This is a genomic window from Psychrobacter sanguinis, assembly GCF_020736705.1.
GTDB lineage: Bacteria > Pseudomonadota > Gammaproteobacteria > Pseudomonadales > Moraxellaceae > Psychrobacter > Psychrobacter sanguinis.
The window spans coordinates 1,188,854-1,211,256 of the sequence record NZ_CP085990.1 but is presented as its reverse complement, the minus strand read 5'-3'; the positions used below and the strand labels follow the sequence as shown (position 1 = coordinate 1,211,256).

10 protein-coding genes, 4 tRNA genes and 7 rRNA genes are annotated in these 22,403 nt (G+C 45.0%); 2 read left to right on the top strand and 19 right to left on the bottom strand.

Annotated elements, in window-relative coordinates:
• Positions 1-52 precede the first annotated feature (52 nt).
• The 15 genes from LK453_RS05115 to LK453_RS05045 all read right to left on the bottom strand — a co-directional run bounded on the left by LK453_RS05115 (position 53) and on the right by LK453_RS05045 (position 16,347).
• Positions 53-1,587 (bottom strand): 16S ribosomal RNA (locus LK453_RS05115).
• 570 nt (positions 1,588-2,157) lie between these two features.
• Entirely contained in the window at positions 2,158-2,838 is a 681-nt protein-coding gene (locus tag LK453_RS05110; RefSeq protein WP_201538628.1) for a DUF938 domain-containing protein, read from the bottom strand.
• Between the two features lie 171 nt (positions 2,839-3,009).
• Positions 3,010-3,300 carry a DUF6804 family protein gene (locus tag LK453_RS05105; protein ID WP_201538626.1) on the bottom strand — a complete coding sequence of 97 codons (291 nt, stop codon included), beginning with the start codon at positions 3,298-3,300 and terminating at the stop codon, positions 3,010-3,012.
• Positions 3,301-3,424: 124 nt separating this feature from the next.
• Positions 3,425-3,538 (bottom strand): 5S ribosomal RNA (gene rrf, locus LK453_RS05100).
• Between the two features lie 147 nt (positions 3,539-3,685).
• Positions 3,686-6,538 (bottom strand): 23S ribosomal RNA (locus tag LK453_RS05095).
• Between the two features lie 314 nt (positions 6,539-6,852).
• Positions 6,853-6,928: transfer RNA gene (locus LK453_RS05090), tRNA-Ala, on the bottom strand.
• A gap of 13 nt (positions 6,929-6,941) precedes the next feature.
• Positions 6,942-7,018: transfer RNA gene (locus LK453_RS05085), tRNA-Ile, on the bottom strand.
• A 61-nt stretch (positions 7,019-7,079) separates the two neighbouring features.
• A 16S ribosomal RNA gene (locus tag LK453_RS05080) occupies positions 7,080-8,614 on the bottom strand.
• Positions 8,615-9,230: 616 nt separating this feature from the next.
• Complete coding sequence (locus LK453_RS05075; protein WP_201538674.1) at positions 9,231-9,581, bottom strand: hypothetical protein; 351 nt, start codon at positions 9,579-9,581, stop codon at positions 9,231-9,233.
• Positions 9,582-9,767: 186 nt separating this feature from the next.
• A 5S ribosomal RNA gene (rrf, locus tag LK453_RS05070) occupies positions 9,768-9,881 on the bottom strand.
• A gap of 147 nt (positions 9,882-10,028) precedes the next feature.
• Positions 10,029-12,881, bottom strand: a 23S ribosomal RNA gene (locus LK453_RS05065).
• Between the two features lie 331 nt (positions 12,882-13,212).
• Positions 13,213-13,288 (bottom strand) — tRNA-Ala (locus tag LK453_RS05060).
• 13 nt (positions 13,289-13,301) lie between these two features.
• Positions 13,302-13,378: transfer RNA gene (locus LK453_RS05055), tRNA-Ile, on the bottom strand.
• A 61-nt stretch (positions 13,379-13,439) separates the two neighbouring features.
• Positions 13,440-14,974 (bottom strand): 16S ribosomal RNA (locus LK453_RS05050).
• Together the 16S, 23S and 5S rRNA genes with 4 tRNA genes alongside form the textbook arrangement of a ribosomal RNA operon.
• Before the next feature lie 731 nt (positions 14,975-15,705).
• A complete protein-coding gene (locus tag LK453_RS05045) occupies positions 15,706-16,347 on the bottom strand; it encodes a DNA glycosylase (protein ID WP_201538656.1) in 642 nt (213 codons plus the stop codon).
• 401 nt (positions 16,348-16,748) lie between these two features.
• On the opposite strand from LK453_RS05045, the gene upp reads away from it, so the two are divergent.
• On the top strand, positions 16,749-17,387 hold the full coding sequence (upp, locus tag LK453_RS05040; protein ID WP_044298037.1) for a uracil phosphoribosyltransferase: 639 nt from the start codon (positions 16,749-16,751) through the stop codon (positions 17,385-17,387).
• Positions 17,388-17,456: 69 nt separating this feature from the next.
• On the opposite strand, the gene LK453_RS05035 is transcribed toward upp, so the two are convergent.
• The 4 genes from LK453_RS05035 to hemC form a co-directional block, all read right to left on the bottom strand.
• Entirely contained in the window at positions 17,457-18,212 is a 756-nt protein-coding gene (locus LK453_RS05035) for a hypothetical protein (RefSeq protein WP_201536215.1), read from the bottom strand.
• Complete coding sequence (locus tag LK453_RS05030) at positions 18,212-18,700, bottom strand: acyl-CoA thioesterase (protein ID WP_201536218.1); 489 nt, start codon at positions 18,698-18,700, stop codon at positions 18,212-18,214. Before LK453_RS05030 ends, LK453_RS05035 begins: the two co-directional genes overlap by 1 nt.
• Before the next feature lie 117 nt (positions 18,701-18,817).
• Positions 18,818-19,627, bottom strand: a complete 810-nt coding sequence (locus LK453_RS05025) for a uroporphyrinogen-III synthase (protein ID WP_201536221.1) — start codon at positions 19,625-19,627, stop codon at positions 18,818-18,820.
• Positions 19,628-19,670: 43 nt separating this feature from the next.
• Positions 19,671-20,690 carry a hydroxymethylbilane synthase gene (gene hemC / locus LK453_RS05020; protein ID WP_201536237.1) on the bottom strand — a complete coding sequence of 340 codons (1,020 nt, stop codon included), beginning with the start codon at positions 20,688-20,690 and terminating at the stop codon, positions 19,671-19,673.
• 314 nt (positions 20,691-21,004) lie between these two features.
• Between hemC and argH the strand changes: the two genes are divergently transcribed.
• Positions 21,005-22,390 (top strand): argininosuccinate lyase, encoded by a 1,386-nt coding sequence (gene argH, locus LK453_RS05015; protein WP_201536318.1) that lies wholly within the window; start codon positions 21,005-21,007, stop codon positions 22,388-22,390.
• Positions 22,391-22,403: the final 13 nt, after the last annotated feature.

The window sequence follows — 22,403 nt, the reverse complement described above, 5'->3', positions numbered from 1 at the left end:
TGCTAAATCAAAGAACAACTTGTTGTGAATTCTTGCTGACCGAATGCGTCAATAAGGAGGTGATCCAGCCGCAGGTTCCCCTACGGCTACCTTGTTACGACTTCACCCCAGTCATCGACCACACCGTGGTGAGCGCCCTCTAAAAGTTAGGCTACCCACTTCTGGTGCAATCAACTCCCATGGTGTGACGGGCGGTGTGTACAAGGCCCGGGAACGTATTCACCGCGGCATTCTGATCCGCGATTACTAGCGATTCCGACTTCATGGAGTCGAGTTGCAGACTCCAATCTGGACTACGATAGGCTTTTTGAGATTCGCATCACATCGCTGTGTAGCAGCCCTCTGTACCTACCATTGTAGCACGTGTGTAGCCCTGGTCGTAAGGGCCATGATGACTTGACGTCGTCCCCGCCTTCCTCCAGTTTGTCACTGGCAGTATCCTTAGAGTCCCCGGCCAAACCGCTGGTAACTAAGGAAAAGGGTTGCGCTCGTTGCGGGACTTAACCCAACATCTCACGACACGAGCTGACGACAGCCATGCAGCACCTGTATTCTAATTCCCGAAGGCACTCCCGCATCTCTGCAGGATTCTAGATATGTCAAGACCAGGTAAGGTTCTTCGCGTTGCATCGAATTAAACCACATGCTCCACCGCTTGTGCGGGCCCCCGTCAATTCATTTGAGTTTTAACCTTGCGGCCGTACTCCCCAGGCGGTCTACTTATTGCGTTAGCTGCGTCACTAAGGAATCAAGTTCCCCAACGACTAGTAGACATCGTTTACGGCGTGGACTACCAGGGTATCTAATCCTGTTTGCTACCCACGCTTTCGAACCTCAGTGTCAGTATGATGCCAGGAGGCTGCCTTCGCCATCGGTATTCCTTCAGATCTCTACGCATTTCACCGCTACACCTGAAATTCTACCTCCCTCTCACCTACTCTAGCCCAACAGTATCAGATGCAGTTCCCAGGTTAAGCCCGGGGATTTCACATCTGACTTATTAAGCCACCTACGCTCGCTTTACGCCCAGTAATTCCGATTAACGCTTGCACCCTCTGTATTACCGCGGCTGCTGGCACAGAGTTAGCCGGTGCTTATTCTGCAGCTAATGTCATCGTCTATGGGTATTAACCATAGAGTCTTCTTCACTGCTTAAAGTGCTTTACAACCAAAAGGCCTTCTTCACACACGCGGCATGGCTGGATCAGGGTTGCCCCCATTGTCCAATATTCCCCACTGCTGCCTCCCGTAGGAGTCCGGGCCGTGTCTCAGTCCCGGTGTGGCTGATCATCCTCTCAGACCAGCTACAGATCGTCGCCTTGGTAGGCCTTTACCCCACCAACTAGCTAATCCGACTTAGGCTCATCCAATAGCGAGAGCGCAAGCGCCCCCTTTTCCCCGTAGGGTGTATGCGGTATTAATACGAGTTTCCCCGTGCTATCCCCCACTACTGGGCAGATTCCTAAGTATTACTCACCCGTCCGCCGCTCGTCAGCAAGAAGCAAGCTTCTCCTGTTACCGCTCGACTTGCATGTGTTAAGCCTGCCGCCAGCGTTCAATCTGAGCCATGATCAAACTCTTCAGTTTAATCTTGCTATGAAGCTCTTTAAAGAAGCTTCTAAACTTGGCTCATTCAATACTAGCAAATTGCTTTTCCGTATGTTTCATATAATGAATTAACTTCGAGTTTCTTTACTAATAAAGAATGATAATTTTTATAGTTAGTCACATCACCGAAAAGATGATATCCCAACTTTAATTTTTAGCATTCTAAATCAGCAAAAATCCACACAAGTTGTTCTTTGATTTTAGCTTTTAAATAGTATCTTAGCTTGTCGTCCAAGCCTAAGTTAAATCTTTTGCTGCACTCAGTTATTATTAATTAGTAATAACGTTGTTGCTTAGCAGGCTGACTATTATATACATTTCAATATCGTTGTCAACACTTAATTTTAATTCTTTCTAAGTGAACCAGCTTTCAATCTCTCGATTTATTGCCTCATGTCCGTCTTAGTGAGGGCGTATTATAGACCCTTAATTTTTTCTGTCAACTGCCTTTTTAAAGTTTTTTCTAATTATTCATTTTCTAATGAAATTTACCCGCCCTATCTCTAGTCGTTCACTCGCATTAGTAAAATAGGTTGATGGTTATATATCTCAAAGTTCAAACTTTGTTTTTTTAAAAACTAAAATCTCGTTATTAGCAAGCATCTTATACTGCTTATCTAAGATTAGTTGATGCTGTTTGGCTAAAGCAACGACATCCTCTTTATTACGAATACCACTGTTTGGATCTCGCTGACGCAAATGCTTATCAAACTGTCTATTACTATCACTGCTATATTGGCCGTTCTCATTAAACGGTCCGTATATTATGAACTTACCATTAATAGGCAGTGCTTCCCCGACTAACTCAAATAACCTCTCAACCAAAGGCCAAGCAATGATATGTAGGGTATTAGCAGTGAAAACAGCATCATATGGCAAATTACCGGTTTGGCTATTCATAGAGTTAAGGGATTTAGGTATATCATCCGTAGTCAGATCAAAGGCTAAGGGCGGATGTAAATTAGGCGCAGGATGTTGGTCGTGCCACCCTTGAATAACTCCATGATTATCAACCAAATCGCTGGTTTGCCATTGTAAATGAGATAATCTGGGGGAGAAATAAATGCTATGTTGCCCAGTGCCTGAACCAACTTCAAACACATAATGGTAATTTTGAAGTTCTTGTTGCAACACACTCAATATTGGATCTTTATTATTTTCGCATGCCTGAGAAAATGGTAACTTCGATCTAGGGGTGATATCGGCGCTTTCTACACTTTCTTCGTTCATAACCCCTCTCACTTCATAAATTGAAAATGGTTAGATTAATATGTATATGCTTTAAGACTTTTAAGACTAATCGCTAACCTCATTGCACGATAATCGACTTAAATAATTAAGCCTCTTAAAATATGTGTAACTTATTAGATTGATTTCGCAACGATTGAATCGAAGAGCATTCTATGCTTGCTGCAATTTAGGACTGACAATAAGCAAAAATATTGCTGAACAAGCGTCTATAACAGTCCATATCTCTTTCGAGAGATAAACTTTTATCAGTGGGTTAAACAGTAATGCCAAAATAATAAAGACCCAAGGCAATATTGATTCTTTTTTCTCAAAGGTCACATAGGCAGCCCAAGCAAATACAGCACAGGCGATAAGTCTTAATAGTGTGTAGTAGCCATAGGGTAAAGGAAGTATTCCTAGAAGCAGAAATCCAACTGCTAAAAATATGACTTGTTTTGGCATGTATAAAATCCGGTAAAAAGTATGAAATTATTATGCCAACACCATATCACAAACCCAATGAAAAAAGCCTAGACAAAGGAAAAAGCCCCCATTCAGATTTGAATGGGGGCTTTTAGGTATAGGGAGCTGACGATGACCTACTCTCACATGGGCGAACCACACTACCATTGGCGCAACGATGTTTCACTTCTGAGTTCGAGAAGGGATCAGGTGGTTCCATCGTGCTATTGTCGTCAGCAAAGGGGGTATAGATATGAGTTGGTTAAGCTATTAGCTCAACTTTGTTTGACTATTATATCAGAACCTGAATCAATATTATCAGGGTGATATCGAAATAATTATAGCTTGCTCTTTATAAGGAGCTACAAAACCACTTGGGTGTTGTATGGTCAAGCCAAACGAGCAATTAGTACAGATTAGCTACACGCATCACTGCGCTTCCACACCCTGCCTATCAACGTCCTAGTCTTGAACGGCTCTTAAGGGAAATCTAATCTTGAGGTTGGCTTCCCGCTTAGATGCTTTCAGCGGTTATCCAATCCGAACGTAGCTACCGGGCAATGCCATTGGCATGACAACCCGAACACCAGCGGTTCGTCCACTCTGGTCCTCTCGTACTAGGAGCAGATCCTCTCAAATTTCCAACGCCCACGGTAGATAGGGACCGAACTGTCTCACGACGTTCTAAACCCAGCTCGCGTACCTCTTTAAATGGCGAACAGCCATACCCTTAGGACCTGCTTCAGCCCTAGGATGAGATGAGCCGACATCGAGGTGCCAAACACCGCCGTCGATATGAACTCTTGGGCGGTATCAGCCTGTTATCCCCAGAGTACCTTTTATCCGTTGAGCGATGGCCCTTCCATACAGAACCACCGGATCACTAAGACCTACTTTCGTACCTGCTCGACTTGTGGGTCTCGCAGTTAAGCGCGCTTTTGCCTTTATACTCTATGAACGATTTCCGACCGTTCTGAGCGCACCTTCGTACTCCTCCGTTACTCTTTAGGAGGAGACCGCCCCAGTCAAACTACCCACCATACATTGTCCTCGGTATTGTTATACCTGAGTTAGAACCCCAACATGACCAGGGTGGTATTTCAAGGATGGCTCCACAAATACTGGCGTATCTGCTTCAAAGCCTCCCACCTATCCTGCACAAGTCAGGTCAAAGTTCAATGTAAAGCTGTAGTAAAGGTTCACGGGGTCTTTCCGTCTAGCCGCGGGTACACAGCATCTTCACTGCGATTTCGATTTCACTGAGTCTCTGCTGGAGACAGCGCTGCCATCATTATGCCATTCGTGCAGGTCGGAACTTACCCGACAAGGAATTTCGCTACCTTAGGACCGTTATAGTTACGGCCGCCGTTTACTGGGGCTTCGATCAAGACCTTCGCATACGCTAAGCCCATCAATTAACCTTCCAGCACCGGGCAGGCATCACACCCTATACGTCCACTTTCGTGTTTGCAGAGTGCTGTGTTTTTAATAAACAGTTGCAGCAGCCTGGTATCTGCGACTGCTAGAAGCTTACGGAGCAAGTCCTTCACCTCCAGCAGCGTACCTTCTCCCGAAGTTACGGTACCATTTTGCCTAGTTCCTTCAGCAGAGTTCTCTCAAGCGCCTTGGTATTCTCTACCTGATCACCTGTGTCGGTTTAGGGTACGATTCGTTTATGACTATAGTTTAGAAGCTTTTCCTGGAAGCATGGTATTTGCCACTTCGCTGTACAAGTACAGCTTGCTATCAGATCTCAGTATTAACAGCCCGGATTTGCCTAAGCCGTCTACCTACATCCTTCCACCTGGACAACCATCGCCAGGCTGGCATAACCTTCTCCGTCCCTCCATCACATCATAAACAAGTATCGGAATATTAACCGATTTCCCATCGACTACGCCTTTCGGCCTCGCCTTAGGGGTCGACTCACCCAGCCCCGATTAACGTTGGACTGGAACCCTTGATCTTCCGGCGTGCGAGCTTTTCACTCGCATTATCGTTACTCACGTCAGCATTCGCTCTTGTGATACCTCCAGCATACCTTACGATACACCTTCACAGGCTTACACAACGCTCCCCTACCACTTGAAACAATTTTCAAATCCGCAGCTTCGGCTCCTAGTTTGAGCCCCGTTACATCTTCCGCGCGGGCCGACTCGACTAGTGAGCTATTACGCTTTCTTTAAAGGATGGCTGCTTCTAAGCCAACCTCCTAGCTGTCTATGCCTTCCCACTTCGTTTCCCACTTAACTAGGAATTTGGGGCCTTAGCTGGCGGTCTGGGTTGTTTCCCTCTCCACGACGGACGTTAGCACCCGCCGTGTGTCTCCCGGATATCACTCATCGGTATTCGGAGTTTGCATCGGTTTGGTAAGTCGGTATGACCCCCTAGCCGAAACAGTGCTCTACCCCCAATGGTGTTCGTCCGAGGCGCTACCTAAATAGCTTTCGGGGAGAACCAGCTATCACCGAGTTTGATTAGCCTTTCACCCCTATCCACAAGTCATCCCCTGGCTTTTCAACGACAGTGGGTTCGGTCCTCCGGTGCCTGTTACGGCACTTTCAACCTGCTCATGGATAGATCACTCGGTTTCGGGTCTATACCCTGCAACTATACGCCCTATTAAGACTCGGTTTCCCTACGGCTCCCCTAACGGTTAACCTTGCTACAGAATATAAGTCGCTGACCCATTATACAAAAGGTACGCGGTCACCCAACAAGTGGGCTCCCACTGCTTGTACGCACACGGTTTCAGGTTCTATTTCACTCCCCTCACAGGGGTTCTTTTCGCCTTTCCCTCACGGTACTGGTTCACTATCGGTCAGTCAGGAGTATTTAGCCTTGGAGGATGGTCCCCCCATCTTCATACAGAATTTCTCGTGTTCCGCACTACTTAATATGCTTCATTATATGTTTCGAATACGGGGCTATCACCCACTATGGCCAGTTTTCCCACACTGTTCTTCTACATATAAATCCGTCGGCTCCTCCCCGTTCGCTCGCCGCTACTAGGGGAATCTCTATTGATGTCTTTTCCTAAGGGTACTGAGATGTTTCACTTCCCCTCGTTCGCTTACTAATAAATTAGTATACCTAGCTTACGCTAAGTGGGTTTCCCCATTCAGAAATCTCCGGATCACAGGATATTGCCGCCTCCCCGAAGCTTATCGCAGGCTGTCACGTCTTTCATCGCCTCTGACTGCCAAGGCATCCACCATGTGCGCTTAATTACTTGACCATACAACCCCAAAGGGTCTTTAGTCTGTAATTATAACGATATCACCTTGATAATTTACGCTTGATTCAGTTCTCTTTACTTTGATAACCAACCCCTTGGGATAACAACTGATGTCATTAAAAGGTTGGTTATCTGGTTAGACAATGGCTCAGTGAATGATTCATCGTCTAACCGTATATTACAACTCATATCTATGTTTTTAAATAGTGATAACGTCTTCATCAGATCGTCATATATTTTCTGTATAAAACAGAAGTAAGTAATCAAACAATCACTTAATTCTATTTTATGCACTCTTAATCCGTAATCCAATATGGTGGAGCCAAGGAGAGTCGAACTCCTGACCTCCTGCGTGCAAGGCAGGCGCTCTACCAACTGAGCTATGGCCCCGTATCGGGATAAGTGGTGGGTCTGATAAGACTTGAACTTATGACCCCCGCGTTATCAACACGGTGCTCTAACCAGCTGAGCTACAGACCCTTAAGAGCTTGCTAAATCAAAGAACAACTTGTTGTGAATTCTTGCTGACCGAATGCGTCAATAAGGAGGTGATCCAGCCGCAGGTTCCCCTACGGCTACCTTGTTACGACTTCACCCCAGTCATCGACCACACCGTGGTGAGCGCCCTCTAAAAGTTAGGCTACCCACTTCTGGTGCAATCAACTCCCATGGTGTGACGGGCGGTGTGTACAAGGCCCGGGAACGTATTCACCGCGGCATTCTGATCCGCGATTACTAGCGATTCCGACTTCATGGAGTCGAGTTGCAGACTCCAATCTGGACTACGATAGGCTTTTTGAGATTCGCATCACATCGCTGTGTAGCAGCCCTCTGTACCTACCATTGTAGCACGTGTGTAGCCCTGGTCGTAAGGGCCATGATGACTTGACGTCGTCCCCGCCTTCCTCCAGTTTGTCACTGGCAGTATCCTTAGAGTCCCCGGCCAAACCGCTGGTAACTAAGGAAAAGGGTTGCGCTCGTTGCGGGACTTAACCCAACATCTCACGACACGAGCTGACGACAGCCATGCAGCACCTGTATTCTAATTCCCGAAGGCACTCCCGCATCTCTGCAGGATTCTAGATATGTCAAGACCAGGTAAGGTTCTTCGCGTTGCATCGAATTAAACCACATGCTCCACCGCTTGTGCGGGCCCCCGTCAATTCATTTGAGTTTTAACCTTGCGGCCGTACTCCCCAGGCGGTCTACTTATTGCGTTAGCTGCGTCACTAAGGAATCAAGTTCCCCAACGACTAGTAGACATCGTTTACGGCGTGGACTACCAGGGTATCTAATCCTGTTTGCTACCCACGCTTTCGAACCTCAGTGTCAGTATGATGCCAGGAGGCTGCCTTCGCCATCGGTATTCCTTCAGATCTCTACGCATTTCACCGCTACACCTGAAATTCTACCTCCCTCTCACCTACTCTAGCCCAACAGTATCAGATGCAGTTCCCAGGTTAAGCCCGGGGATTTCACATCTGACTTATTAAGCCACCTACGCTCGCTTTACGCCCAGTAATTCCGATTAACGCTTGCACCCTCTGTATTACCGCGGCTGCTGGCACAGAGTTAGCCGGTGCTTATTCTGCAGCTAATGTCATCGTCTATGGGTATTAACCATAGAGTCTTCTTCACTGCTTAAAGTGCTTTACAACCAAAAGGCCTTCTTCACACACGCGGCATGGCTGGATCAGGGTTGCCCCCATTGTCCAATATTCCCCACTGCTGCCTCCCGTAGGAGTCCGGGCCGTGTCTCAGTCCCGGTGTGGCTGATCATCCTCTCAGACCAGCTACAGATCGTCGCCTTGGTAGGCCTTTACCCCACCAACTAGCTAATCCGACTTAGGCTCATCCAATAGCGAGAGCGCAAGCGCCCCCTTTTCCCCGTAGGGTGTATGCGGTATTAATACGAGTTTCCCCGTGCTATCCCCCACTACTGGGCAGATTCCTAAGTATTACTCACCCGTCCGCCGCTCGTCAGCAAGAAGCAAGCTTCTCCTGTTACCGCTCGACTTGCATGTGTTAAGCCTGCCGCCAGCGTTCAATCTGAGCCATGATCAAACTCTTCAGTTTAATCTTGCTATGAAGTCCTTTAAAGAGACTTCTAAACTTGGCTCATTCAATACTAGCAAATTGCTTTTCCGTATGTTTCATATAATGAATTAACTTCGAGTTTCTCTACTAATAAAGAATGATAATTTTTATAGTTAGTCCTCATCCCGAAAAGAGATAAGCCCAACTTTAATTTTTAGCATTCTAAATCAGCAAAAATCCACACAAGTTGTTCTTTGATTTTAGCTTTTAAATAGTTGACTTAGTACGTCGTCCGTATTAAGTTGTGCTATTAAAGGATACTCTATCTTCAATTCGAAGATTGGTTAGCCTTAGTAGCGAGCCGTCTAGTATATCTTATTCAAAATATTTGTCAACAGCTTTTTTAAATTCTTTATCAAGTCATCGTAATCAAACCAAAGACCGAAGTCAATATTCATTAACTACGTTGTCCCGATGAGGTGCGTATTATACGCGTTTTGTATCTGGTGTCAAGGGTTTGTTTTGTTTTATTTAAGTTTTGTTCGTTTGGAACAGTTTTCAAATAATTCCCTTAACTGAGGAACGTATTATATAGACTTTGAGCAGTAGGTCAACCTTAGTCACTTATAAATTCCAAATTAATTTAGCACCCTATTCAATTACATATTGTCATACCAAAAGAGTTGATACGACATATAGAACCTTCATTACTTATGTCCTTACTAAATGACTCTTTCTTCCAGGTATTTGCCTTATTATCTCCAGTAGCAACAAAAGGATCTTTGCTATACGTGAGCCTATTATCACTTCGCGTTTTGACAAAGTGATTAGCAAGCCATTTAATTCCTCTGCTATTATTAGTCGTATCTAATGGAACAGTTTGATACATAGACACATTATTACATTCAGGCTTATTAACTGAATTTTTATCACAACTAATACTTGCAGTTGCTAAAGAGGCAATAGAAAGCAGCGAAGTAATAGATATGATATGCTTTATTCTCATCGAACAATCCTTTCTATATAATCTAATTAAATTTACGTTAAGTTACACTAATATTATATATATAGTATTAATAAATAGTCTATTAATTTATTTTAGATATGAATCAGATATGGTTTATTCAAATTTTAAAGCTGAAAAAGGAAAAAGCCCCCATTCAGATTTGAATGGGGGCTTTTAGGTATAGGGAGCTGACGATGACCTACTCTCACATGGGCGAACCACACTACCATTGGCGCAACGATGTTTCACTTCTGAGTTCGAGAAGGGATCAGGTGGTTCCATCGTGCTATTGTCGTCAGCAAAGGGGGTATAGATATGAGTTGGTTAAGCTATTAGCTCAACTTTGTTTGACTATTATATCAGAACTTGAATCAATATTATCAGGGTGATATCGAAATAATTATAGCTTGCTCTTTATAAGGAGCTACAAAACCACTTGGGTGTTGTATGGTCAAGCCAAACGAGCAATTAGTACAGATTAGCTACACGCATCACTGCGCTTCCACACCCTGCCTATCAACGTCCTAGTCTTGAACGGCTCTTAAGGGAAATCTAATCTTGAGGTTGGCTTCCCGCTTAGATGCTTTCAGCGGTTATCCAATCCGAACGTAGCTACCGGGCAATGCCATTGGCATGACAACCCGAACACCAGCGGTTCGTCCACTCTGGTCCTCTCGTACTAGGAGCAGATCCTCTCAAATTTCCAACGCCCACGGTAGATAGGGACCGAACTGTCTCACGACGTTCTAAACCCAGCTCGCGTACCTCTTTAAATGGCGAACAGCCATACCCTTAGGACCTGCTTCAGCCCTAGGATGAGATGAGCCGACATCGAGGTGCCAAACACCGCCGTCGATATGAACTCTTGGGCGGTATCAGCCTGTTATCCCCAGAGTACCTTTTATCCGTTGAGCGATGGCCCTTCCATACAGAACCACCGGATCACTAAGACCTACTTTCGTACCTGCTCGACTTGTGGGTCTCGCAGTTAAGCGCGCTTTTGCCTTTATACTCTATGAACGATTTCCGACCGTTCTGAGCGCACCTTCGTACTCCTCCGTTACTCTTTAGGAGGAGACCGCCCCAGTCAAACTACCCACCATACATTGTCCTCGGTATTGTTATACCTGAGTTAGAACCCCAACATGACCAGGGTGGTATTTCAAGGATGGCTCCACAAATACTGGCGTATCTGCTTCAAAGCCTCCCACCTATCCTGCACAAGTCAGGTCAAAGTTCAATGTAAAGCTGTAGTAAAGGTTCACGGGGTCTTTCCGTCTAGCCGCGGGTACACAGCATCTTCACTGCGATTTCGATTTCACTGAGTCTCTGCTGGAGACAGCGCTGCCATCATTATGCCATTCGTGCAGGTCGGAACTTACCCGACAAGGAATTTCGCTACCTTAGGACCGTTATAGTTACGGCCGCCGTTTACTGGGGCTTCGATCAAGACCTTCGCATACGCTAAGCCCATCAATTAACCTTCCAGCACCGGGCAGGCATCACACCCTATACGTCCACTTTCGTGTTTGCAGAGTGCTGTGTTTTTAATAAACAGTTGCAGCAGCCTGGTATCTGCGACTGCTAGAAGCTTACGGAGCAAGTCCTTCACCTCCAGCAGCGTACCTTCTCCCGAAGTTACGGTACCATTTTGCCTAGTTCCTTCAGCAGAGTTCTCTCAAGCGCCTTGGTATTCTCTACCTGATCACCTGTGTCGGTTTAGGGTACGATTCGTTTATGACTATAGTTTAGAAGCTTTTCCTGGAAGCATGGTATTTGCCACTTCGCTGTACAAGTACAGCTTGCTATCAGATCTCAGTATTAACAGCCCGGATTTGCCTAAGCCGTCTACCTACATCCTTCCACCTGGACAACCATCGCCAGGCTGGCATAACCTTCTCCGTCCCTCCATCACATCATAAACAAGTATCGGAATATTAACCGATTTCCCATCGACTACGCCTTTCGGCCTCGCCTTAGGGGTCGACTCACCCAGCCCCGATTAACGTTGGACTGGAACCCTTGATCTTCCGGCGTGCGAGCTTTTCACTCGCATTATCGTTACTCACGTCAGCATTCGCTCTTGTGATACCTCCAGCATACCTTACGATACACCTTCACAGGCTTACACAACGCTCCCCTACCACTTGAAACAATTTTCAAATCCGCAGCTTCGGCTCCTAGTTTGAGCCCCGTTACATCTTCCGCGCGGGCCGACTCGACTAGTGAGCTATTACGCTTTCTTTAAAGGATGGCTGCTTCTAAGCCAACCTCCTAGCTGTCTATGCCTTCCCACTTCGTTTCCCACTTAACTAGGAATTTGGGGCCTTAGCTGGCGGTCTGGGTTGTTTCCCTCTCCACGACGGACGTTAGCACCCGCCGTATGTCTCCCGGATATCACTCATCGGTATTCGGAGTTTGCATCGGTTTGGTAAGTCGGTATGACCCCCTAGCCGAAACAGTGCTCTACCCCCAATGGTGTTCGTCCGAGGCGCTACCTAAATAGCTTTCGGGGAGAACCAGCTATCACCGAGTTTGATTAGCCTTTCACCCCTATCCACAAGTCATCCCCTGGCTTTTCAACGACAGTGGGTTCGGTCCTCCGGTGCCTGTTACGGCACTTTCAACCTGCTCATGGATAGATCACTCGGTTTCGGGTCTATACCCTGCAACTATACGCCCTATTAAGACTCGGTTTCCCTACGGCTCCCCTAACGGTTAACCTTGCTACAGAATATAAGTCGCTGACCCATTATACAAAAGGTACGCGGTCACCCAACAAGTGGGCTCCCACTGCTTGTACGCACACGGTTTCAGGTTCTATTTCACTCCCCTCACAGGGGTTCTTTTCGCCTTTCCCTCACGGTACTGGTTCACTATCGGTCAGTCAGGAGTATTTAGCCTTGGAGGATGGTCCCCCCATCTTCATACAGAATTTCTCGTGTTCCGCACTACTTAATATGCTTCATTATATGTTTCGAATACGGGGCTATCACCCACTATGGCCAGTTTTCCCACACTGTTCTTCTACATATAAATCCGTCGGCTCCTCCCCGTTCGCTCGCCGCTACTAGGGGAATCTCTATTGATGTCTTTTCCTAAGGGTACTGAGATGTTTCACTTCCCCTCGTTCGCTTACTAATAAATTAGTATACCTAGCTTACGCTAAGTGGGTTTCCCCATTCAGAAATCTCCGGATCACAGGATATTGCCGCCTCCCCGAAGCTTATCGCAGGCTGTCACGTCTTTCATCGCCTCTGACTGCCAAGGCATCCACCATGTGCGCTTAATTACTTGACCATACAACCCCAAAGGGTCTTTAGTCTGTAATTATAACGATATCACCTTGATAATTTACGCTTGATTCAGTTCTCTTTACTTTGATAACCAACCCCTTGGGATAACAACTGATGTCATTAAAAGGTTGGTTATCTGGTTAGACAATGGCTCAGTGAATGATTCATCGTCTAACCGTATATTACAACTCATATCTATGTTTTTAAATAGTAATAACGTCTTCATCAGATCGTCATATATTTTCTGTATAAAACAGAAGTAAGTAATCATTACCTTCATTATAAAGATGAATCACTTAATTCTATTTTATCTACTCTTAATCCGTAATCCAATATGGTGGAGCCAAGGAGAGTCGAACTCCTGACCTCCTGCGTGCAAGGCAGGCGCTCTACCAACTGAGCTATGGCCCCGTATCGGGATAAGTGGTGGGTCTGATAAGACTTGAACTTATGACCCCCGCGTTATCAACACGGTGCTCTAACCAGCTGAGCTACAGACCCTTAAGAGCTTGCTAAATCAAAGAACAACTTGTTGTGAATTCTTGCTGACCGAATGCGTCAATAAGGAGGTGATCCAGCCGCAGGTTCCCCTACGGCTACCTTGTTACGACTTCACCCCAGTCATCGACCACACCGTGGTGAGCGCCCTCTAAAAGTTAGGCTACCCACTTCTGGTGCAATCAACTCCCATGGTGTGACGGGCGGTGTGTACAAGGCCCGGGAACGTATTCACCGCGGCATTCTGATCCGCGATTACTAGCGATTCCGACTTCATGGAGTCGAGTTGCAGACTCCAATCTGGACTACGATAGGCTTTTTGAGATTCGCATCACATCGCTGTGTAGCAGCCCTCTGTACCTACCATTGTAGCACGTGTGTAGCCCTGGTCGTAAGGGCCATGATGACTTGACGTCGTCCCCGCCTTCCTCCAGTTTGTCACTGGCAGTATCCTTAGAGTCCCCGGCCAAACCGCTGGTAACTAAGGAAAAGGGTTGCGCTCGTTGCGGGACTTAACCCAACATCTCACGACACGAGCTGACGACAGCCATGCAGCACCTGTATTCTAATTCCCGAAGGCACTCCCGCATCTCTGCAGGATTCTAGATATGTCAAGACCAGGTAAGGTTCTTCGCGTTGCATCGAATTAAACCACATGCTCCACCGCTTGTGCGGGCCCCCGTCAATTCATTTGAGTTTTAACCTTGCGGCCGTACTCCCCAGGCGGTCTACTTATTGCGTTAGCTGCGTCACTAAGGAATCAAGTTCCCCAACGACTAGTAGACATCGTTTACGGCGTGGACTACCAGGGTATCTAATCCTGTTTGCTACCCACGCTTTCGAACCTCAGTGTCAGTATGATGCCAGGAGGCTGCCTTCGCCATCGGTATTCCTTCAGATCTCTACGCATTTCACCGCTACACCTGAAATTCTACCTCCCTCTCACCTACTCTAGCCCAACAGTATCAGATGCAGTTCCCAGGTTAAGCCCGGGGATTTCACATCTGACTTATTAAGCCACCTACGCTCGCTTTACGCCCAGTAATTCCGATTAACGCTTGCACCCTCTGTATTACCGCGGCTGCTGGCACAGAGTTAGCCGGTGCTTATTCTGCAGCTAATGTCATCGTCTATGGGTATTAACCATAGAGTCTTCTTCACTGCTTAAAGTGCTTTACAACCAAAAGGCCTTCTTCACACACGCGGCATGGCTGGATCAGGGTTGCCCCCATTGTCCAATATTCCCCACTGCTGCCTCCCGTAGGAGTCCGGGCCGTGTCTCAGTCCCGGTGTGGCTGATCATCCTCTCAGACCAGCTACAGATCGTCGCCTTGGTAGGCCTTTACCCCACCAACTAGCTAATCCGACTTAGGCTCATCCAATAGCGAGAGCGCAAGCGCCCCCTTTTCCCCGTAGGGTGTATGCGGTATTAATACGAGTTTCCCCGTGCTATCCCCCACTACTGGGCAGATTCCTAAGTATTACTCACCCGTCCGCCGCTCGTCAGCGAGAAGCAAGCTTCTCCTGTTACCGCTCGACTTGCATGTGTTAAGCCTGCCGCCAGCGTTCAATCTGAGCCATGATCAAACTCTTCAGTTTAATCTTGCTATGAAGTCCTTTAAAGAGACTTCTAAACTTGGCTCATTCAATACTAGCAAATTGCTTTTCCGTATGTTTCATATAATGAATTAACTTCGAGTTTCTCTACTAATAAAGAATGATAATTTTTATAGTTAGTCCTCATCCCGAAAAGAGATAAGCCCAACTTTAATTTTTAGCATTCTAAATCAGCAAAAATCCACACAAGTTGTTCTTTGATTTTAGCTTTTAAATAGTTGACTTAGTACGTCGTCCGTATTAAGTTGTGCTATTAAAGGATACTCTATCTTCAATTCGAAGATTGGTTAGCCTTAGTAGCGAGCCGTCTAGTATATCTTATTCAAAATATTTGTCAACAGCTTTTTTAAATTCTTTATCAAGTCACCGTAATCAAACCAAAGACCGAAGTCCATATTCATTAACTACGTTGTCCCGATGAGGTGCGTATTATACGCGTTTTGTATCTGGTGTCAAGAAGTATTTCAATTTTGTTGGAATTTGTTGTTATAAATCAACATCAAACTCTTTCCTCTCGACAGCGCACTAGTATATAGCTTATTTAAGATTGGTCAATAGGAGAATCAACTTTAGTTTGATTTTTAAAACCTTCAGATAGTTAGGCCACCCTATTATATGATCAACTATATAAGTAGCTAGATGAGCAGATTGTTCTCATATCATTCTACTCTAACCCTTCTATTTTATAACCCCTACTCTGACCTAATCCTACTCTAAACTTTGCCCACTGATTGAAAGAAATTTCGATAGGCTTCTACCTTCTTATCAAGCGATAACGGATAAGCACGTGAAGTTGACGGTAATCTATATAGAGTTAAATCACGGCCTGCATAAGGGTAAGACATCTGTTGATTGGTTTTAGGCCATTTTGACTTTGGTAAGGCCTTACCCTGTTCTTGCTCCAATAGCTGCATTAAAATTTCGGTCGCTTTACCGCCGGTGGTAAAAATAGTGTGTACTTTAGGCACTTGAGCCAAAATTTCCTTTAAGTCCACAGGCTCTACTATTGTTAAGTGCTTATCAGCAGCATTGCCTTGCTCACGTATGGCCTTTTTGACAGTAGGACAAGAAGCAATACCCCTATCTTTCATAAAGGCAATAATTTTTTCAGGATCAAATGCTTTTTCTTCACCCTGTCTAAAATGGTCAGCATCTTTAAAGAATACTCTGCCATAAATACGCCACATGTCATTATAAAAATTAGGATAATGGAACGCCATACCCCATTTATCTGCAGTTGGCGGAAAAGTACCCATCATCATGATAGTAGCATTACTCGGTAGAACCGCTCCAAACGGATGCGTTTCTACCACTGTGCCATCGGCCATCTGCTCTAAATTATGACTGTTCAACATTTACTCCCAATAACTTCTATATATACATATCAATGAATAGTCTATGGCGCTTTATATCCATAGTAATAAATCAGTAATGCCCATTGTCTAACATTGGCTTAATTAATTCATGCTCTCTTACGTTCTTTTAATGCCTAGAATGCCTTAACGCTTAAACACCTTAATAACAGTTTAATATCGAGAGATATTCCTTCCAAACGAGCGTTATAGATGTTTTTCTTTTACTTTGGTCTATCTTCTAGGGTATCTAAATCAGGAAGTTTGTCAGTTGCTTTTGTTTTATTGGTATAATTGTTTTGTTAATTGCAGTCATCTTCGACAATGCAACATATTTTCCAAATATGACTCCCTTCCAAATTCAAGCAAGCTGTCCTAATTCTGACGACGGTCAAAGAGGTCTTATGAACAACCTAAATATTGAGATAATCACCCACCCCCTTGTACGCCATAAATTAAGCTTAATGCGCGCCAAAGATTGTAGTACTTATAAATTCCGCACTTTAACCAGTGAGCTTGCCCGCTTAATGGCCTATGAAGCGTGTCGTGATTTTGAAATTGAAGAATTCGACATGTTAGGTTGGGACAATACGGAAATTAAAGGTGAGCAAATCGTTGGTAAGACGGTGACCATTGTTCCTATCCTACGTGCTGGACTAGGTATGCTAGATGGCGTATTAGACCTTATCCCAACGGCTAAAATCTCAATGGTTGGCCTGCAACGTGACGAGGAAACCTTACAACCTGTGCCTTTTTTCGAAAAATTAGTTGCTGATGTGGACCGTCGTCCTGCGCTAATTATTGACCCAATGTTAGCAACAGGCGGATCAATGGTTGCTACCATTGATATGTTGAAAGAAAAAGGGTGCTCAACCATCAAAGCACTGGTACTTGTGGCAGCGCCTGAAGGCGTACGCTTAGTAAACGAAGCACACCCTGATGTTAAAATTTACACTGCGTCTTTAGACAGTCATTTAAATGAAGATGGCTACATCATCCCTGGCCTAGGCGATGCAGGTGATAAAATCTTTGGCACAAAATAAGCATCTCTTAACTGTAGAAGGTCTAAAGTTATACTATCCGCTTTAAATCTACTTATTTGTCATTTGCGCTTAGCCTATCGTGTAATGCCTAATCAGAGATGACAACTCTGGTTGGGCATTATTATTATTATGGGTGTCTTCTTTGATCAGCGTAAGTTGGCTAAAATCTAATATCATCACTTCATTGCGTACCGCATCCGAGGTATGCTTATTATGCTTCACTGCAAATGCTTTCACGCTATCTGAGCCCACCGTTATTAGATTAAATATAAGTGGCGTGGCATTTATGGGCTTCACCCCACCTTTGGTTTTAGATAAATCACTATACTTTAGCGCCTGCTCAATGGCTTTAAATGGGTTTAGCGTTGTAGTAAGTAACTTCTCGCTGCGTACCGACATAGGTAGCTTGCCCCCAGTCAGCAATACTTGTCCTTTGGGCAATCGCTGCGTGTGTCTCATCAACTCATGTTTTAGTATTTCTGGCATGTCTGCATTGAACACATCTTCGGTTTGTTGATAAAAGGCACTAAAACTCCGCTGGATGTAACGACCAAAAACAGTGAAATTTATCCAGTCTTGATATACCGGCTGCTCTAATAACAGCTGGCTAAATTGCTTTTGATAACTTATCAAATTAGCTGCAATATAGGAGGCACTGTTAGGAACTTTTTCAGTAACAGCGAAGTTTTCAATAAGATGAATCAAAATTTGCTGCGCAGAATTAAAAGACTGTTGTTGCCACTGTAAGGGATATAGAACTGTATCGAGATTGGATAGCGCAGGAACTAACTGCGCTGTAGTTTTGCGATTGAAAAATGAGAACATCAAAATTCCGGAGTGTAACTGGCCGTTTTTTCAAAGGCCAAGATAGTGTCACGCTCTGCCTCAGTCCAAGCTAATTTCGCACTGGCATTCTTGTTCAATCGAACCAATACCGAATCTCCAGTAGCGACGACGGTCTGTTGTGCTTGGCTATAGTAGCAGTATTCCATCACGATACTGGTATTGCCAAGCTTCTTAGTGCGTACCCCGACCAACAAAGTATCAGGATAAACCACTGGCTTTAAATAAGAGCAGCTAGATTGGGCTAGAACCGTGGTCACTTCATCTGAGAACGCGCCTATTTCTTGTAAATAGTTAATACGTGCTGACTCCGCATAGCGGTAATACACCACATTATTAACATGATTAAAGGCATCCATGTCGTTCCAGATAACAGGCTGAACATAAATACTGGCAAACTCTGCCAAAGCTTCAGGTTTTTTGAAATCAGCAGGTAGATTTGAATTTGAATCTAAAGTAGGGTTAGTCATTGAACTAAATCATCTCCACAGCATATATTAAATAGCTTTTAGTTATTGTTTTAGGAATCTTAGCCTTAGTCTTGTTTGACTTCAGCTTTATTTATTAGGTTTATTTACTAAGGCCGATTAGTTATTAATCAGTCGCTGGATACCTTGCCAAACTTCATCATCATCAAGATGCTCAATACGCATACAGTTTAACTGCAAGTCTTGCAACGTATCGGTCAGCCGTTTTCCAAACGTTAAATAATCAAAGTCGCTGAGTTGAGCGGCGTCTGTAGAGGTCATTCTATCGGTCTGCCATTCTGCAAACAGCATTCTCCAATTGGTAAATGCTTCGCCACTACTTATCAAAGTAATAGGTTTAATAGGCGCAATGGGTTCAGATTTGGCAGATAAAGTTACCAGTTGCTGCTGTAGCCTTGTAAATTTATCGAGTGCATCAATCGGACAACGGCGCTGATACCAAGCAATGGCATCTACCGTCACCCCGTTTTCCTGTAGAAAATTAACCAAGACCCGTCGACCGCCACGGCCACGCCAGACCAAAATATGGTGACCTGTGCTTAACGTATTTAATGAAGGCATCTTTATCATTCCCTCATTGCTATACTCATCAGGACACTGCACTTGCCAGCCTGCAGCGCGTAGGACTTCTGCCGTTGCGTGACCAACGGCAATAACAGCACACTTTGGGATAAAACCTTGCGGGCAAGCTGCCAATCCCATACGTGCCGCTGTTGGACTTACCACAACCAAAGCTTGATATCGCTCTGGCTGCTGATAGAAGTCTTTCTGATATTGCAATTCACGCCCACTAATATCGACAGGGGCTAACTCTAATAACGGCATCTCTAACACAGTCATCCCCCTGTTCTGCATCGCTAAGCTTAGCGGCTGGGCACGACTGGTGGGACGGGTATTGATAAAAATCATGACAACACTTCGAGTCAAGGTAGGTTTACATCAAATCTAACAGCTATTGGTCTTTCTTATCTGAGTAGATAGCAGCTAAGATACTATCTGCTCCTAATGACAATAGCTCATCAGCCACTTCGATACCTAATTGTTCTGCTTGCGCTTCACGAGCCGCTTGATCACCGCTTAGTTCGATACGTTTTTCGGCTTTAAGCAATGTTGTTCCATCTTCAGAACCAACACGCCCACGCAACCATAGTGTCTTTTGGAAAGTTTGTTGATCAGACGGTTCTGAGTCTTTCTCAATTACGGCATAGGCAGCAATAGGCACTTGGCAACCGCCTTCAAGTCTTCGATTTAAGGCACGTTCAGCTTTTAGACGAATACGTGCTTGGCCATCGTTAAGTGGTTTCAACAACTCTAGTACTGCCTCATCGTCACTGCGACACTCAATGGCCAAAGCACCTTGACCTACCGCCGGCAAACTGATGTCAATATCAATCTCTTGTTTGATACGTTCACTTAACTCTACTCGTTTGAGACCACTGGTCGCTAAAATAATCGCATCATACTCGCCAGCATCTAATTTGCTTAAGCGGGTTTGCACATTACCGCGTAGAGACTTAATTTGTAAGTCTGGACGGAAAGCTTTTATCTGACACTGACGGCGTAAACTGGCAGTACCTACTACCGCACCTTCGGGTAAGTCTTCTAGTTTGTCATAAGTATTAGAGACAAAGGCATCGGTAGGCGTTTCGCGCTTACAATACGTACCTAGTATCAAACCTTCAGGTAATTGCATAGGCACATCTTTTAAGGAATGTACTGCAATATCGGCACGCCCATCATATAAGGCCTGTTCTAACTCTTTAACAAACAGTCCTTTACCGCCAATTTTAGCCAAAGGCGTATCAAGGATTTTGTCACCTTGGGTCACCATCGTTACTAGGTTGACTTCCAACTCTGGGTACAAAGATTCTAGACGTGATTTTATGTGCTCTGCTTGCCACATGGCCAAAGGGCTTTTTCGAGTGGCAATATTTAAAGTTTTTAAAGTGGTGGTGTGGGCTGATGTGGTCATAGTTATCTTTTAATAGGTTTAGTAAATATAATAGAAAGTAAAATTAAGGGGTAAGACCTGATTGGTGCTTAAGACAAGTCTCACTATTACCTTGCTTATTTAACCATAAATGGCCGTCTATTTCAGTGATGTTATGTTGGAACGTTGCCTAATTTAACTGAACCGGTTAACTAGCAAGGCGACCTTGTCCTTTGCTATACTGCAAACTCTGTGCATTTTACTGGATTTGGACTGATATGACTGCCAACAACTCAAACAAGACTTCTGATACACAAGAAAATAAACCTAACGTTACTAGTGGCCAAGGTCAACAAATGTGGGGTGGCCGCTTTAGTGAAGCCACCGACAGCTTTGTGGCTGCGTTCACCGCCTCTGTCGGATTTGACCAACGCTTTGCCAAACATGATATTCAAGGCTCAGTTGCTCATGCCACGATGCTCGGACGCTGCGGTATTCTCACGTCCGAAGAAGTGGATACTATTATTGAAGGTCTACATAAAGTACAGCAAGAAATTGACGCTGGCGAGTTTAACTGGTCTATCGCTTTAGAAGACATCCATATGAACGTCGAATCTCGTCTAACCGACATTATTGGTACTGTCGGTAAAAAACTACACACTGGCCGTAGCCGTAACGATCAAGTAGCCACCGACATCCGCTTATGGTTACGTGAAGAAGTGGATAATATTGTCGAGCTATTGGTGAAGTTGCAATCAGGCTTATTGAACCTAGCCGAACAGCATACTGATACCATTATGCCAGGTTTTACTCACTTACAAACCGCACAGCCGGTCAGCTTTGGTCATCACGTCATGGCTTGGTTTGAAATGCTAAATCGTGATACCGAGCGCTTAATTGATGCCCGTCGTCGTATCAATCAGATGCCTTTAGGCAGTGCTGCGCTTGCTGGGACTACTTTCCCAATTGACCGCACCATTACTGCTGAGCTTTTGGGTTTCGAAGGTATTTGTCAAAACTCACTAGATGCCGTCTCTGACCGTGACTTTGCCATTGAATTCACCTCAGCAGCTTCTATTTTAATGATGCACCTATCGCGTATGAGTGAAGAAATTATCTTATGGATGTCTGCACAGTTTGGCTTCGTGCAAATTCCTGATCGCTTCTGTACTGGCTCTTCTATCATGCCGCAGAAGAAAAACCCAGACGTGCCTGAATTGGTTCGCGGTAAAGCCGCTCGTGTCTTCGGTCAACTGATTACTCTACTGACTTTAATGAAAAACCAACCGTTGGCTTATAACAAAGACAACCAAGAAGATAAAGAGCCTTTATTTGATTGTGTGGACACTCTAACGGGTTCTTTGCTTGCTTTTGGTGACATGCTGCCCAACATCATACCCAATAAAGAAAATATGCGCGCCGCCACCATGAAAGGTTATGCCACTGCGACTGATTTGGCCGATTATCTGGTACGCCGCGGTGTTCCTTTCCGCGATGCTCATGAAGTGGTAGGCAATGCTGTCGCACTAGGTATCAAAGAAGGCGTTGACTTAAGCGAACTAAAACTTGATCAGTTACAACAGTTTAGTGATGCTATCGGTGATGACGTGTTTGACTATTTAACGCTTGAAGGTTCATTGGCAGCACGTGACCATTTGGGTGGTACGGCACCAAATCAAGTTTTACAAGCTGTGGTCCGTGGTCGAGAGCGTTTGGCCCAGTACAATATCGACGTCAAATAAGCGAAGCGTCGGC